The sequence below is a fragment of the Acinetobacter pengchengensis genome (assembly GCF_982235305.1).
The window spans coordinates 1-14,224 of record NZ_CEVATJ010000002.1 but is presented as its reverse complement, the minus strand read 5'-3'; the positions used below and the strand labels follow the sequence as shown (position 1 = coordinate 14,224).

At 37.8% G+C, this 14,224-nt stretch carries 12 protein-coding genes and 2 pseudogenes; 7 read left to right on the top strand and 7 right to left on the bottom strand.

The genetic code is table 11. The annotated features are described in order from the left end of the window. Positions 1 to 70: 70 nt before the first annotated feature. From AC0T5Z_RS13660 to AC0T5Z_RS13650, 3 genes and pseudogenes are all read left to right on the top strand, one after another. Positions 71 to 1,161: pseudogene (locus AC0T5Z_RS13660) on the top strand (IS3 family transposase). Positions 1,162 to 1,467: 306 nt separating this feature from the next. Then, on the top strand, positions 1,468 to 1,968 hold the full coding sequence (locus AC0T5Z_RS13655) for a YqhA family protein (protein ID WP_435337827.1): 501 nt from the start codon (positions 1,468 to 1,470) through the stop codon (positions 1,966 to 1,968). Between the two features lie 223 nt (positions 1,969 to 2,191). Next, positions 2,192 to 3,169: a TerC family protein gene (locus tag AC0T5Z_RS13650; RefSeq protein WP_435337828.1), complete on the top strand. Its 978-nt coding sequence runs from the start codon at positions 2,192 to 2,194 to the stop codon at positions 3,167 to 3,169. 133 nt (positions 3,170 to 3,302) lie between these two features. On the opposite strand, the gene AC0T5Z_RS13645 is transcribed toward AC0T5Z_RS13650, so the two are convergent. Beyond that, a complete protein-coding gene (locus AC0T5Z_RS13645) occupies positions 3,303 to 3,617 on the bottom strand; it encodes a BrnA antitoxin family protein (RefSeq protein WP_435337829.1) in 315 nt (104 codons plus the stop codon). Continuing rightward, a complete protein-coding gene (locus AC0T5Z_RS13640; protein ID WP_435337830.1) occupies positions 3,580 to 3,891 on the bottom strand; it encodes a BrnT family toxin in 312 nt (103 codons plus the stop codon). The genes AC0T5Z_RS13645 and AC0T5Z_RS13640 overlap by 38 nt, the downstream gene beginning before the upstream one ends. Positions 3,892 to 4,268: 377 nt before the next feature. On the opposite strand from AC0T5Z_RS13640, the gene AC0T5Z_RS13635 reads away from it, so the two are divergent. Further along, positions 4,269 to 4,475: a hypothetical protein gene (locus tag AC0T5Z_RS13635; protein WP_435337831.1), complete on the top strand. Its 207-nt coding sequence runs from the start codon at positions 4,269 to 4,271 to the stop codon at positions 4,473 to 4,475. A 32-nt stretch (positions 4,476 to 4,507) separates the two neighbouring features. On the opposite strand, the gene AC0T5Z_RS13630 is transcribed toward AC0T5Z_RS13635, so the two are convergent. Then, positions 4,508 to 5,713, bottom strand: coding sequence for an IS256 family transposase (locus tag AC0T5Z_RS13630; protein WP_004973108.1), 1,206 nt, complete (start codon positions 5,711 to 5,713; stop codon positions 4,508 to 4,510). 321 nt (positions 5,714 to 6,034) lie between these two features. On the opposite strand from AC0T5Z_RS13630, the pseudogene AC0T5Z_RS13625 reads away from it, so the two are divergent. Then, positions 6,035 to 7,487, top strand: a pseudogene (locus tag AC0T5Z_RS13625) (SulP family inorganic anion transporter). Between the two features lie 214 nt (positions 7,488 to 7,701). Here AC0T5Z_RS13625 and AC0T5Z_RS13620 read toward each other — a convergent pair. Both AC0T5Z_RS13620 and repM read right to left on the bottom strand, forming a co-directional pair. Beyond that, positions 7,702 to 8,259, bottom strand: coding sequence for a plasmid replication DNA-binding protein (locus tag AC0T5Z_RS13620; protein WP_070155632.1), 558 nt, complete (start codon positions 8,257 to 8,259; stop codon positions 7,702 to 7,704). Positions 8,260 to 8,322: 63 nt separating this feature from the next. Then, positions 8,323 to 9,225, bottom strand: a complete 903-nt coding sequence (gene repM / locus AC0T5Z_RS13615) for a replication initiation protein RepM (protein ID WP_070155630.1) — start codon at positions 9,223 to 9,225, stop codon at positions 8,323 to 8,325. Between the two features lie 871 nt (positions 9,226 to 10,096). On the opposite strand from repM, the gene mobC reads away from it, so the two are divergent. After that, positions 10,097 to 10,423, top strand: a complete 327-nt coding sequence (gene mobC / locus AC0T5Z_RS13610; protein ID WP_179996665.1) for a plasmid mobilization relaxosome protein MobC — start codon at positions 10,097 to 10,099, stop codon at positions 10,421 to 10,423. Beyond that, complete coding sequence (locus AC0T5Z_RS13605) at positions 10,420 to 12,417, top strand: relaxase family protein (RefSeq protein ID WP_179996664.1); 1,998 nt, start codon at positions 10,420 to 10,422, stop codon at positions 12,415 to 12,417. Before mobC ends, AC0T5Z_RS13605 begins: the two co-directional genes overlap by 4 nt. Before the next feature lie 217 nt (positions 12,418 to 12,634). On the opposite strand, the gene AC0T5Z_RS13600 is transcribed toward AC0T5Z_RS13605, so the two are convergent. Next, the gene (locus AC0T5Z_RS13600) at positions 12,635 to 12,982 is read right to left on the bottom strand and encodes a hypothetical protein (RefSeq protein ID WP_070155624.1); all 348 of its coding nucleotides are present in this window, start codon (positions 12,980 to 12,982) and stop codon (positions 12,635 to 12,637) included. Positions 12,983 to 13,395: 413 nt separating this feature from the next. Then, the gene (locus AC0T5Z_RS13595) at positions 13,396 to 13,866 is read right to left on the bottom strand and encodes a hypothetical protein (RefSeq protein WP_004761025.1); all 471 of its coding nucleotides are present in this window, start codon (positions 13,864 to 13,866) and stop codon (positions 13,396 to 13,398) included. Between the last annotated feature and the right edge of the window lie 358 nt (positions 13,867 to 14,224).

The window sequence follows — 14,224 nt, the reverse complement described above, 5'->3', positions numbered from 1 at the left end:
GTAATCCCCCCTAAAAATAATAGGATCTAAAAGTAGAATTTTCTCTTAAGATACGAGCAGGAGATTCTGCATGAAAACATCTAAATTTACTGACAGTCAGATCATGTCCATCTTGAAACAGGCAGAATCTGGCACACCTGTAGCGACCCTTTGCCGTGAACACGGCATGAGTAATGCTACCTTTTATAAATGGCGTGCCAAATATGGTGGTATGGATACATCATTAATGGATCGACTGAAAGAGCTAGAAGCCGAAAATACCAGACTTAAAAAGATGTATGCGGAAGAGCGATTAAAGGCCGAAATCATCCAGGAAGCGATGGCAATGAGTAGCACTGCTACGCAAGGGTAAAGCCATCTTGCCGGCGTAAGATGGCACAACAGGCAGTTGCCCAGCATGCCATTAGTATTCGTTTGGCTTGTAAAGCATTTGGCATTAGTGAAACCTGCTACCGCTATCAAGCCAATCTCAGCGATGACAATGCACTCATTGCTGAACAGCTCATTGAACTCACTGAGGAAAATTCCGATTGGGGCTTTGGTTTGTGCTTCTCGTATTTACGGCATGTTGGGAGTTGCTGCTGGAATCACAAGCGGGTTTACCGCATTTACTGTGAGTTGGCACTGAATCTGCGTATTAAACCGAGAAGAAGACTAAAACGGCATGCGCCTGAACCATTGAAAGAACCAATCCGAGAAAATCAGGTTTGGTCATTAGATTTTATGCATGATCAGCTTTCCGATGGTCGCAAGTTTCGATTATTGAATGTGATTGATGATTACCGCCGCGAAGGCCTAGCCATTGAAGCAGGGTTCTCAGTGCCCACAATCAGGGTTATTCGTACGTTGAATCAATTGCTGGAGTGGAGAGAAAAACCGTTAGTGATCCGATGCGATAATGGTCCCGAATTTATCAGTCACGAATTTGTGCGCTGGGCGACTGAGCACGGTATTCGTATTGAATATATTCAACCGGGTAAGCCACAGCAGAATGCGTATATTGAACGCTATAATCGGACCATACGTTATAGTTGGCTGAGCAAGCATTTATTTGATACTTTGGATGAAGTACAAGATTATGCAACAAACTGGTTGTGGCATTACAACCATGAAAGACCACACCAAGCAAACAAAGGAAGGCCACCTCTAATGGCTGCTTAACCTCTACTTTTAACTTCGGTTATTTATGGGAGGATTACCGGGGAATGCCTATTGCAGAATTAAGGCATTTAACAGGAAGAATTGGGGAACTTTATGTAGCTATGATGACCTTAGGACAATTAGCTGATTCAGTTAATCAGAGAGGTTATGATGTAGTTTCCAGTACTGGACGGCTTTGTTGCACAAAGATATCATAACTATATGATTTTAAAAGTTTTGATTATTTTTTGATCCAAAATTAAATTTATTTAAATCAGATGCTTACATATTTATGCAACAAAGCCTCATTTTAAGGGATGTTATCAAGTGCTACAAAATTTTTTTGAAAAGAGTAGATTGTTAGTTATTATAGTTATTATAAATTGCATACTATCTTCTATTTTTTTATATTTATCAACTATATATCTTCTAATTGATGCAATAATTTTTATTATAAAAAATATATATGCAACTAATTTTGAAGTAAAAATAGTTGTTGTTAAATTTTTAAAAATCCTCGATGTCTCGTTAATTGCTATTACATTTCATTTAATTTCAGCAGGTTTTTATAAATTATTTATTCAACAAGCTATTTTTGACAATAGTTCTTTTCTTAAGACACTATCAATTAAGAAGTTTCATGATCTAAAACTTATTATATTACATGTATCTATTATAGTTATAGTCATCTTGTTTTTAGAAGATCTTGTTGCTTTTGGTGGAACTTTAGCCAACTTATATACTGGTATTTCTTCTAGCCTAGTCATATTAGCAATAATTTTTACTTGTAAGCTATTAGATAATGATCATCACAAAGACGATGAATAACTTAAATCGCAAGGAATCATTTATAATTACTCTTTTATTTGAGCATTTAATTGAAGTTAAGATTAGAGATCGTCATGTATTGAGAAAAAATGTCTGATTCAAACTTCACTAAACTCAAAATTGCGTCAAAGATTGCAGCTTCAAATAGAAATACTGTACTCTTTCTTTAATCAAAAAATCTCCGACAAACCCGGTACGGTTCAAGGATAAGCAGAGGAAAACTATGGACGTTCTATTTTCGAATTTTTTAGATAAACCTGTTTGGATGTGGATTTTCTTTATCCTTATTGTACTTGTCCTGCTTATTCTAGATCTTGGAGTATTTCATCGTAAGGTAAGAGAGATTGGTGTTAAAGAAAGCTTAGCACTATCAGCATTTTATATTACATTAGGTTTACTTTTCGGCGCATGGGTGTGGTGGTATCTCGGACCCACGGCAGGGATTAACTATGTAACCGGTTTTGTAATTGAAAAATCATTAGCGATGGATAATATCTTTGTCATTGCAATGGTTTTTTCATATTTCTCGATACCAAGAATTTATCAGCATAGAGTCTTATTTTGGGGAATTATAGGTGTAATTTTTCTAAGAGGTATCATGATTGGCGTGGGCGCAACACTGGTCAGCCAATTTTCATGGGTTCTTTATATATTTGCAGCCTTTCTTATTTTTACAGGGATAAAAATGTGGCTAAGTGTTGATAAAGAATATGAAGTCGGAAATTCTCCTATTTTGAACTTTATTAAAAAAAGATTTCGTGTCACTGAGCAGCTTCATGCAGAGAAGTTCTGGGTGAAAAAGATTGATCCAAAAACTAACCAATTAACCTGGTTTATGACACCACTTTTTCTAGCCTTGATCATGATTGAATTTGTAGATCTGATCTTTGCAATAGATAGTGTTCCTGCGATTTTTGCGATTACGACAGATCCATTTATTGTTTATACTTCAAATATTTTCGCAATTTTGGGATTACGTGCTTTATATTTTGCCCTATCAGCAATGGTCGACCGCTTCCATTATTTGAAGTACGCATTAGCAGTATTGTTAGTCTTTATTGGATCAAAAATTTTTATAGCTGATGGATTAGGTATAGGAAAAATTCCACCGCCAGTCTCCCTTTCGATCACGTTCATCATCTTGTTTACAGGAATTCTATACTCTCTTTGGAAAACAAAAGATCAAAGTACTCATAGGTAAAAATTACAATCCTTCAAATAATTAATAGCTACCAATAAAACAGTGGCTGTTAATTATTCTGATTATAAGTTTTCCTAAAATTAACATAATACACGTTATACGCAGTCAAAAATGGGAGCCTAAGCTCCCATTTTTATTGATGATTTTTTAATTCTTTTAGCATGGCATCCCGTAAAATTTTATTCATTCGTGTTTGATAGCCTTTGCCTTGGGCTTTTAGCCACTGCATGACATCTGCATCGATGCGAACCGTAGTTACTTGTTTAGTCGGCTTGTAAAATGGATTTTGCACTGCATTTTTCCAGAAGCTGTCATCAAGTTCAGGAATATCTGAAAAATCGATTTCACTGTCTGGACGTTTATCTAATGCTTCAAGTCTTGCCTTTTGTTCTTCAGACAAAACAGGAGGATTATTCAAATCTACTTTGTACGTAACGGTTTTGCTCATACTGTTTCCTCTCTTTTTTCTCTGCCTGTCGTGCCGAAATAATGCGGATATGATCCATCCCATTATGGTCTTGTACTGTGTGGGCCACCAATAAAACAGCTTGCCCATGTACCATACCTATCGCTTGCCAACGATATTCACCATTTTCAAAGCGATCCTGTTTATATAAGGCATGAGCATCGTAAAAAACCAATGTTGCATCTTCAAAAGCTACACCATGTTTTTTGAGGTTTGTTTCTGCTTTATGCTCATCCCATGAAAACTCAATTTCCATAGTTGCATCGCTTTTTGTTAATATAAAAATGTTAATACAAAATTGTAAACTTTGCAAAGTTGTTCCATTTTCTATTGGCAAAATCTTACAGAATCGAACATAAAAAAGCCGACTTGTTTCAAAATCGGCTTTTTGGGCATTTTTACATTTTTATGGTTTTATTAAGTGTTTGATATTTATATTAATATACAAGTGTATTGCGTATAACCGCCATTATGTTAAATAGATAGCAGTTGGGAGATTATTTATTCTTTCAATAGACAAAAACTTGCGGAATTTTTCTTAATTTGTAATCCTTGCGGCCAAGGGTGTCTAGCGTAGCTAAGACAGGTATTCGTTATAGTCGGGCCGCTATAATACGGATGACGAGTGCCTGTATGTTTAACCTAAATATCTTTAACAAGATCTCTAGCGAAGTATTGACCATCAAAAATGATCTTGAGCTGAATTCTGAAAATCAACTGATAACTAAGTATAAGACTTCTACTTCTGAAGATTATAAACAGGCTATTGTTTTGATTTTTAAAGAACGTGGCTATACACGTTTGGAAATAGGTCAATTACTTGGGGAGCCAAAAGCTTGAGGGCGTTCAAAATTCTGTGTCAGTAAATTTGACTAGATTTTAATTATATCATCTAATCGACCTTCAAAGTAAATGGATAATTGAGTAATCGTTTGTCCCCATTCCTGAATAGGCATTGTCCATTTTTCTGATGCCTGTTGAATACCAATATACAGTAATTTCATCAGACTATCCTCATTGGGGAAAGCTCCTTTGGTTTTGGTTAGTTTGCGGAATTGACGATGTACGGCTTCAACGGCATTGGTGGTGTAAATCGGCTTCCTAATCGCTTTAGGGTATTTGAAATAGGCGGATAGTAGATGCCATTTGGTACGCCATGACTGAATGACCACACCATATTTTTCGCCCCATTTTTCTTCTAGCTCATCCAGTGCTACTTCTGCCGCCCCTTTGGTATCAGCACGGTAAATTGGCTTTAAATCAGCCATAAATGCCTTCTGATCTTTACTGGCAACATAGCGTAAAGAATTACGAATTTGATGAACGATACACAGTTGTATTTCTGTTTGAGGGTAAATCGCTGCTATGGCTTCGGGGAAACCTTTTAGTCCATCTACACAGGCAATCAGAATATCCTGAACACCACGATTTTGTAGGTCTGTCAGTACACTAAGCCAATGGTTCGCCCCTTCGCTTTCCGATAAATGCAAGCCGAGTAGTTCCTTCTTACCTTCAACATTTAAAGCTAAAATGGTATAGATCGCTTTGCTCACATAAACACCTTTATCCTTCACTTTGTAATGTATGGCATCTAACCAAACAAAGGGATAAATTGTATCGAGTGGGCGTTGTTTCCATGCTTGTAACTGAGGGAGGAGCTTATCTGTAATATTGGTGATAGCACCATCTGAAATCTCCAATCCATACATATCAGCAACATGCTTTTGAATATCACGATAGCTCATACCAAGTGCATAGAGTGATATGATTTTATTGTCAATTTCTTCTGATAATTTGGTCTGGTTCTTTTTAACTAACTGTGGCTCAAATTCACCATTTCGATCTCTAGGGGTTTCAAGCTCAAATGAACCTGATGTAGATTTTACTGTCTTGCGAGTATAGCCATTGCGGCGATTACCTTGTTTCGGATTCGCTTCAATGTAATTCTCGATTTCTGCTTCAAGAGCAGCTTCGGTCAGTTGTTTAATTAAAGGGGTGAGTATGCCATTTTCTCCAGTCAGTGCTTGTCCTGACTGGAGTTGTTTTAAGGCTGTTTCAAAATCAAATGTAGTTGCCATAATGCATCATTCCTGTTTTTAACAGTTTAAGGAAATGACACAGTTTTTTGAACACTACCAAAAGCTTCATAAAATACCGATTAAACAAAGCTTGGATATAACATCCAGGCTTTATAAAAAAGTACCTAGCTGTTACCCTTGTCCTGATTTTTTTACTCTAAAACGTTCTTTCATCTTATGACACTTACGCCACCTTAAGTTTATTTACCGTCTTAAATCTGTAAATAACTCATCACTGTCTAGTGATGTGGTGTAGTCGCTTGTGTGTTGTATATATCACATCACTAGCCTATCTGAAAAATTAAAAAACAGGCTATGTTTATGTTGTCTAATGTCCGAGAACAGTGGTTCTCTAACATCCGTGGGGATGTACTTGCTGGATTAGTCGTCGGTCTTGCACTCATCCCTGAAGCCATCGCATTTTCAATTATTGCAGGTGTAGATCCTAAAGTCGGTCTATACGCATCTTTGTATAGCCGTCGTGATTTCTTTCGTAGGCGGTCGTCCAGCTATGATTTCAGCAGCTACAGGGGCTATGGCACTGCTCATGGTTACTTTGGTCAAAGAGCATGGGCTTGAATACCTGCTTGCAGCAACAATTTTGACGGGTGTAATTCAAATAATGGCTGGCTATTTAAAGCTCGCCAAGTTAATGCGATTTGTATCTAAATCTGTGGTTATTGGATTCGTAAATGCGTTAGCAATTTTAATTTTTATGGCTCAGCTGCCTGAACTGATTAATGTGACCTGGCATGTATATGCTTTAGTTGCTTTAGGTTTGGCGATTATTTATCTCTTCCCTATGATTCCCAAATTAGGAAAATTATTGCCTTCTCCACTTGTCTGCATCATTGCAATCACATTACTGGCAATTGCTCTAGGAATTGATGTAAGAACTGTGGGTGATATGGGATCGTTACCTGACACACTTCCAATGTTCTTGATTCCAAATATTCCTTTGAATATTGAAACATTGATGATTATTTTGCCTTATTCAGTCGCACTGGCGGCTGTAGGTTTACTTGAATCGATGATGACAGCAACCATCGTGGATGAAATGACAGATACACCAAGTGATAAATTCCAAGAATGTAAAGGACAAGGTATCGCGAATATTGCTTCTGGCTTTATGGGGGGGATGGCCGGTTGTGCCATGATTGGTCAATCCATGATTAACGTGAAATCGGGTGGTCTTACACGCTTATCAACATTCTCTGCGGGTATTTTTCTTCTTATTCTGGTTGTATTTATCAGCGATTGGCTCAAAGTGATTCCAATGGCTGCATTGGTAGCGGTAATGATCATGGTCTCTATCAGTACCTTTGAATGGAGTTCTGTCACTCAGTTAAAAGATAATCCTAAGAGCAGTAATATCGTCATGATTGCGACTGTGATTGTAGTTGTTGCTACGCATAACCTGGCTTTGGGTGTGTTAACAGGCGTATTACTTTCAGCTTTGTTCCTAGCGAATAAACTTGAAAATGATATCCAAGTAATAGCATCTTTTGAAGGAACAGCCCGTTTATATGATTTGAGAGGTCAGATCTTCTTTAGTTCTTCTGAAAAATTCATGCAAGGGTTTGACTTTAAAGAGAATGTAAAGGATGTGATTATTGATTTGACCCATTCTCACATTTGGGATGTAACATCAGTCGCCATGCTTGATTCTGTTGTAAATAAATTCCAAAAGAATAGTGTGAATGTCACTGTGCGTGGCTTAAATGAAGCCAGCTCTATCATGATTGATAAGTATGGAACACATGCCAGAATCTAAGTGCAGGAGATTTTACGTTTATGTAGAATCTCTAAAATTAACATAATACACCTTATACGAAATGCGTTATAATTATCTTTAGAAATCAAAGCTGTAGTTCCTAGTTGATAGCCCATCTTCCCCAAGGTGGGCTTTTTTTGTGATTTTTCACGTTCCACGATCAATAACTGAGCAATGTTCCACAACTTTGTTCATCTCAGTTAAACAATCGTGGTTAATCATAGGGTCTAAAAAAACGGCTCCAAAAGCCTCTTTTTTCAGGCTCTGGTTCAATGTGTTTAGGCACTGGAATCCGCTTATTTTCCGTTTTTTCCGGAGTAGTCAATCCGTCATGTTTCGGCTCAGGTTCTGACCGAGGATCCGTTGCTATATCTTGGCTAGATTTCGGATCGGTAAACGTAGTCATATTGGCTTGAGGGGGCTTCATCTCAATGAGTGTAAGAAGCGTATCGATACGAGCATTCGCCTTGGCTTCCCGATCTTCGGCTTTCTCTAATTGTTTTTTCAAGAAATCGATCTGATTCTTCAGTTCTACAACTGTTTTATCTATGTATTCGGGTGTATTTTGATTTTGTATTGAAGACGTATCGATATGTTTTACTTGTTTTGCTCCAAATGGTTCCCCATAAACCCTAAGTAATTCTGAAAAGTCTATAAAGCCATCATGATCACGACTTAATACCCCGTTTTTTATGTCTTTATAGAGTGTAGCTCTAGATTTTTTATACAGAGTTGCAGCATCACTAACACTGTATTTTGTAGCTGTATTCATAGTGTATTGCTGTGTATTCTAAAAACGTATTGGAGAATACAATATGTGTATTCTCCAATACACTCAAGGTTTAAAGCCCAAGTTCTTTAAGTGTGGAATGAATTGTTTTTGTTGTGTTGGATCTCTTAGCATCTCTTTGATTTTTGAAGCTAGTGCTTCATAACTTTCATTTCCAACAGCCAAATAAGATAGTTCTGGTAAGCGAGAAAGTTGATTGCCAAACATGTTGATTTGAGCATCTGTCAGCTTATAAAAATCTTTTGCTATATCTGTATCCTGGTGGCTAATGCTTTTGGTCTTTTCTTTAAAAGAAAACAGAATATGAGTAACTTTACGTCCAGTCTTCTTCTGCTCATATGTTACGTTTAAAGGGCTGTACTCATTTATTTGGTCTACTGCGGTATCAATAACCCATCTTTTTAAATCAGCGAATAGAGGGTATCTTTTGCCGAGTTCCAGCATCTTCCGTAAACTCTCAACAGAGATTTCACGTTTTCCTATGGATCGATATTGGCTTAATAACTCATAGATGCGTATTGCATATGCACTACTCATACCAGCTATATCTGATAAAGAATACTTCGTAAATTCACGGCTTAAATTAGAAATGAACGGTAAAATCTCTTTAGAAAATCTAAGTCCGACAACGCTTTTACTTTCCAAAAATCGTATAGATTGAACCCATCTCATTTTTATAGATTCATCATCAATAGCTAGGTTTATCGACCTATCATATAAACGATTAACACCATCTTTTAGATCTCTATAAGCTGTTTTTTCATGGACACCTAAATTTTTTAAATCATCAACTGTAACTCGATAAATTTCATCATCTGTAATTTCTTCATATCTACTAATTTTACTGATAGCTGCTAAAACTATACGTTGCTCTGTTGAGCTTAGCTGGTATGACGCTTCAATGACTTGGTTTGATTTAACGATTAACTCTTTTTTAGATAAGCCCATTATTTATACTTTTTAACAAATTATGAGAACTATAATATTCTCATAGTTAGTAGTCAATCCCTCATGATTAAGTAGTCAATCCCTCATAGTTAGTAGTCAATCCATCATAGTTAGTAGTCAATCCCTCATAGTTAATCTCTAAAACCCTTGCTATATATGGGTTACAGAGGACTTAAAAGATTTAAAAGATTTAAAAATAATTAAAAAAGAACATTTGAAAAATTGCCCTTGGTTTTCGCTTCGTTTCACTCGCTCAAACTCTATTGAATCTCGCTTTCGCTCGATTCGTCGGGGCAATTTTTTGGCTCATCTCGTTGTGACTTTAATAAAAAGCAAAAGCACGATGAATTCGCTTCGCTCATAGAGCTTTTTTACTCGCTGCGCTCGATCTAGACTCAATTTTCTGCATGTAATTTACGCTTATTTAGGCTTCACAGCCTAAAAAGCTGTTTTTCAGAGGGTATAGGCGCAAATTTTGTAAGTTCGCTCGTAGACACTCGCTCTGGATCTACCGGAAGCATTCAAATTGCACAGATACAGATAAAAGTGAGCCTTATCTCTTTCAACGCTTCGTATAAAAATCTAAGAAACATACCAGTTCACTCGCTATTTTCTGTCCTTGAACACGCCTGAAAAGTTTATTCATTTATTAGCATCAGAAAAAAAATTCAAAAACACTACTAACGGAGATCCGTTTTTTTTATTTCTGGTAACGTCAGGTGAATCAGTATTGGAACGCAAGGATACATAGAGACCCCTTTTTTCGCTTCGCTCAAAAATTGGTTCTATGACCTTGTTCAGGGAGACCCCGAAACCCCCCGACCGCCAAGACAAGCTTGGCGGTAAAAAGCAAAAGCAGCATGAGTCGAAAATGAAAACGAGAAACAAAGTTTACAAGGTGAGAATGTCAGATACCGAGCTTCAAAAACTAAGAGATGGGAATGTTGAAAATGTCGCTAGATTCTTGCGTGAGTCAGCTATGGCAGCAGTAGGCGGGAGAGAACAAAAGCATGTTTATACAAAACTTGATCGAGAGTTTTTACTCGAACTTTCAAGAATTGGTAACAACATTAATCAGGTCGCAAAAGCTTTAAATACTGATATTGCTAAAGGTGAGCCGTTTGATGCTGTGAGACTGTTTCACCTGTTGATTGCTATCAATGAAAACCTTGAAGCACTGAGACGAGACTTAAAATGATTGTCGAATTTTTCAGATATGGCGCTGGACTTTCAAAAGGGCCGCTTGATTACTTTCTTGGGAAAAAGCGCGACCGTGAGCATGCAAAAATTTTAAGTGGTAATGAGCAAGAAGTTGCAGGACTTATAGACAGTTCGCCTTTTGCAAAAAAATATACGTCCGGATGCCTGAGTTTTTACGAGAGCGATTTATCAGATGAAGCCAAGCGCAAAATCATGGCCGATTTTGAGCACTGTCTTTTTCCAGGTATGAGTTCAGATCAGTATCGAGTGCTTTGGATTGAGCATCGGGACAAGATAAACGAGGAAACAGGGGAGCGCAGGCTTGAGTTAAATTTCTTGATTCCAAACACTGAAATCCTGACAGGAAACCGGCTACAGCCCTTCTATCATGAGGCCGATATGCCGAGAGTTGATCTGTTTAAGAAGATTATTAACTTTGAGCATCAGTTACATGACCCAGACGATCCGATGTTTCGCCAAGACATCAAAACTAAGAAAAGCCTGCCTAAAAATACCGCAGACATCAAAAGAGTTTTAGATGTAGCAGCAAAAAAACAAATTGAAGAAGGCTTTATTACTGACCGTGAGAGCATGAAACAGTGGCTTATTGATCTTGGGTTAGATGTCACTAAAGAAACAGCAAAAGCCATTTCCATTAGAAATCCTTATGGCGATGAAAACTCACGCCCTATTCGCTTAGAAGGTGCTATTTATGAGCAGAATTTCAGATTTGGAGCAGAGGGCGATAGCCTTACAGCAGAAGCGTCAGAACGATACAGAAGAGAAGCTCGAAAGCGTTATAGAGAAAATCTTCAGCGATACGCAGAACAAATTGACGGCAAGATCCGAGAATTTCAGCAGAAGTATCAGCAAAGAGACGCTGAGCTTGAGAAAGCAGGACATGCAAGCCACGAAAGAGCTAAAGACCCAAATCTTGACCAACAAGGAGGCGTTGAAAAATCAGCAGAGCGAAGCCACGAGCGAGATTATCGAGCAGATTACAACAGACAAGAAGACGTTGCAGAAAGCACATACAGAAGCAATCACCGAAATTCAGGCAGCCTGCCAGAAGCAAGTCGAGAGCTTAGAGGAGATCTTGCAAGAGTCGAACCGCTTACAAGAAGATATAGTGCGCCAAGCGACTTTGAAAAAAGCCCTTATTACGTCAGTTTGGCCGTTGATTATTCTAGTTGGCGTTTTAGTTATGAGCAGTATAGCAACAGGACTTTATCTAAATTACCAAAAAAATCAGTTAAGCCGAATGAACCAGCAAATCGAGGATTTACGAGTGAGGGGAGCAACCTTGAATCTTTTGACTTGCGACAAACAATTGTGCGTACAGATAGACCCGAAAGCTCCGCATTACGAGGGCAATTATCGGGTAATAGTGGAGAAATAGAAGTAAATGAGCAGTCTAGAAGCCCAGCTATTGGGGATTATCGAAGAACAACAACAGCAATTGAAGCAGCAACAGCAGCAGCAAGAGAAGGCCTTGAAGCAGCTGGAAGAGCAGCAGAAAGCACTAGGATTGCACGAGAAAGCCTTGCAGCAACTAGAAGATTACACAGCGATCTTACTCAAAAAGAGCGAGGAAGAAGTGCAGATCGTCAAACGCTATCAGGAAATAGTGAAAAAACTCTCAGAGCAGACAGTCTCAGAGCATTTTTCAGAGGCTTTACAGAACGAATTGGCGACCGTTTTAAAGACGCATGTGACGAAATTGGTGAGTTCTTTAGACGTACAAGAAGAATTGAGAAGCTTGTTAAGGGAGATTTTGCCGAGCCTGGTGCAAGCAGAAATAGAGAAGCAAACGAAGCCACTGGCGAACCAAATCAGCGAGAGAATGAACTCAGTCGAGCAGTATCAACAAAAGTTAGCGGATTTAATCCAGGATATATCTTCAAGGCTCTAGATGAGTTAGATAAGCGCAAAGAGCTACAAGCAAAGCAACGGGCTGCTGAGCGCAGTTCAGGACTGGATTGTGAAATGTAAAGAGGGATTAATGAAATGAAAGATTTGAATATAAATTTGATGAAAGCCAATATCAGGAAACACATTTTGAAAGGCAGAGGTATTGAGTTCTTTAATATGCAGTTCAACGACTGTAATCAGGTTCTCAAATCCCTCAGTTTCCCCGGTATTCATCCGAGCCAACTCTGTCGAGTAGCTCGGATTATGATGCCTACTTTTAAAGAGGAACCCCCCACGATCAGTAAGTAGTTCTAGGGAGCTTATGACGATGTGGGGTGGACTGAGTCCGTTTTACCCAATCTTCCGGATATTCTTGACTGTAAGAATCATAGTAATGACCTGACCAATATTCCTGATTGTCTTCTTGGTATTCGTGATCTTGAGAAAAGTTGTGGGTGCTTTGTTGCGCTACAGCATGTTGCTGAAGTGTCTTTTCAGCTGTTTTTTCCGCCTGATCTAAAGTCATGAAAATATCGAGCAAGGCTTGGCGTTGTTGATGATTCAGAAGTTTAGCGCTTTCGACAATCAGTTGTTTAGCGAGGTTTTTTGGGATGCATGGGTTTGCATCATTGAATTTAATATGCATAGCAGTTTCCTAGATAAGAGTTTAATTATCTCCATCACTTCTCACGGCAATGGAGGCAACTTAACAGGGGTGAGAATACTGAATCTAGGATCAGCCAGCACGAAGCTGCCCTGCTAAGCTACCATAGGGACTGCTTAACAGTAGGCAAAAAAATAGCCGCAAGTGCGACATTTAATTGCACCTAGATTTTATCAGGTTCTCACGCCTGGACACAGATTTTGCTGCGTTAAAATAAGATTATCCAGTAAAAAGCAGGGCGTCAAGGTCCTAATCAGTAGTTCTTATAAAAACTGAAAAAATCTAACTAAAAGGTGTCTATAAAATCGTTGGCTATTCAGTGGCTTACATCTGAATTTCGTATAAGAGATTTTATGTTAAATGAAAAATAGATGGTGCTTTTCTAAAAAGTTTTATTATTTCTTAGGTTTAACTTGGAAAGTACTGATATATCTACCTATTTCTTTACCATCAATAGAACGATTGGTTGTATAAGCTGTAATAATTGTAAAAAAGGAATCTCTACCCTTTGCAACATAATCCAAAATAATAACCCCAGAAGGAAGCATTGCTAAATAGAGCCCTTTTCTTTTATCTGTTTGATGATGAAAACTCCCTCCTTGGCCTAATTTTTTCACCAAAAATCCGAAAACATCAGTGGGGGGTCTTAAGCGATTAAATTCTTGACCATGATTTCTTAAAATATGCAGATAGCCAAATCCATTTCTACCTTTTGCATAGCCATTTTGTAATCTAATTGGAAGATCATGAGGAATACCTTTTATGGTATTGCCAGGAATTATAGCTAGATCGATAGAACCATTAATTTCCCAAAATAAATTCTGCTCTATTGTATCTTCTTTTATTTGTAAAACAGGTTGTTGCATGATTAGAAAGTACTTTTAAAAAAGGGAAAAGAAGATAGAATTTGACATTTCTCAGGGGAATGATACCCTAATAGATGAGTCTTTGCTGAAAGACGTTACATCGACCTTGACAACCTAGATGGTCAGATGAAAAATTGGTCAGCACGCTGTTGTCATATAAGCGTATAGAGCGAGGTGTAATACTAAGTATTACTAAGTTTCTAAGAATTTGGTTAATTCTTTCGAGCGTTAACCATTTAAGTTTTTAGATTACTTCGGGCGTCGTTCGGACTCATATTAATTAAAGGTCGCATTTGCGGCCTTTATTTTTATGCTATAAAAATAAAGAATTAGTATATTTTAGAGAGCTTTCTTATGG

Bases quoted from the DNA above. Each gene is read 5' to 3' on its own strand.
- AC0T5Z_RS13650 (WP_435337828.1), top strand. From the start codon at position 2,192: ATGGACGTTCTATTTTCGAATTTTTTAGATAAACCTGTTTGGATGTGG.
- AC0T5Z_RS13645 (WP_435337829.1), bottom strand. From the start codon at position 3,617: ATGAGCAAAACCGTTACGTACAAAGTAGATTTGAATAATCCTCCTGTT.
- AC0T5Z_RS13640 (WP_435337830.1), bottom strand. From the start codon at position 3,891: ATGGAAATTGAGTTTTCATGGGATGAGCATAAAGCAGAAACAAACCTC.
- AC0T5Z_RS13635 (WP_435337831.1), top strand. From the start codon at position 4,269: ATGTTTAACCTAAATATCTTTAACAAGATCTCTAGCGAAGTATTGACC.
- AC0T5Z_RS13630 (WP_004973108.1), bottom strand. From the start codon at position 5,713: ATGGCAACTACATTTGATTTTGAAACAGCCTTAAAACAACTCCAGTCA.
- AC0T5Z_RS13620 (WP_070155632.1), bottom strand. From the start codon at position 8,259: ATGAATACAGCTACAAAATACAGTGTTAGTGATGCTGCAACTCTGTAT.
- repM (WP_070155630.1), bottom strand. From the start codon at position 9,225: ATGGGCTTATCTAAAAAAGAGTTAATCGTTAAATCAAACCAAGTCATT.
- mobC (WP_179996665.1), top strand. From the start codon at position 10,097: ATGAAAACGAGAAACAAAGTTTACAAGGTGAGAATGTCAGATACCGAG.
- AC0T5Z_RS13605 (WP_179996664.1), top strand. From the start codon at position 10,420: ATGATTGTCGAATTTTTCAGATATGGCGCTGGACTTTCAAAAGGGCCG.
- AC0T5Z_RS13600 (WP_070155624.1), bottom strand. From the start codon at position 12,982: ATGCATATTAAATTCAATGATGCAAACCCATGCATCCCAAAAAACCTC.
- AC0T5Z_RS13595 (WP_004761025.1), bottom strand. From the start codon at position 13,866: ATGCAACAACCTGTTTTACAAATAAAAGAAGATACAATAGAGCAGAAT.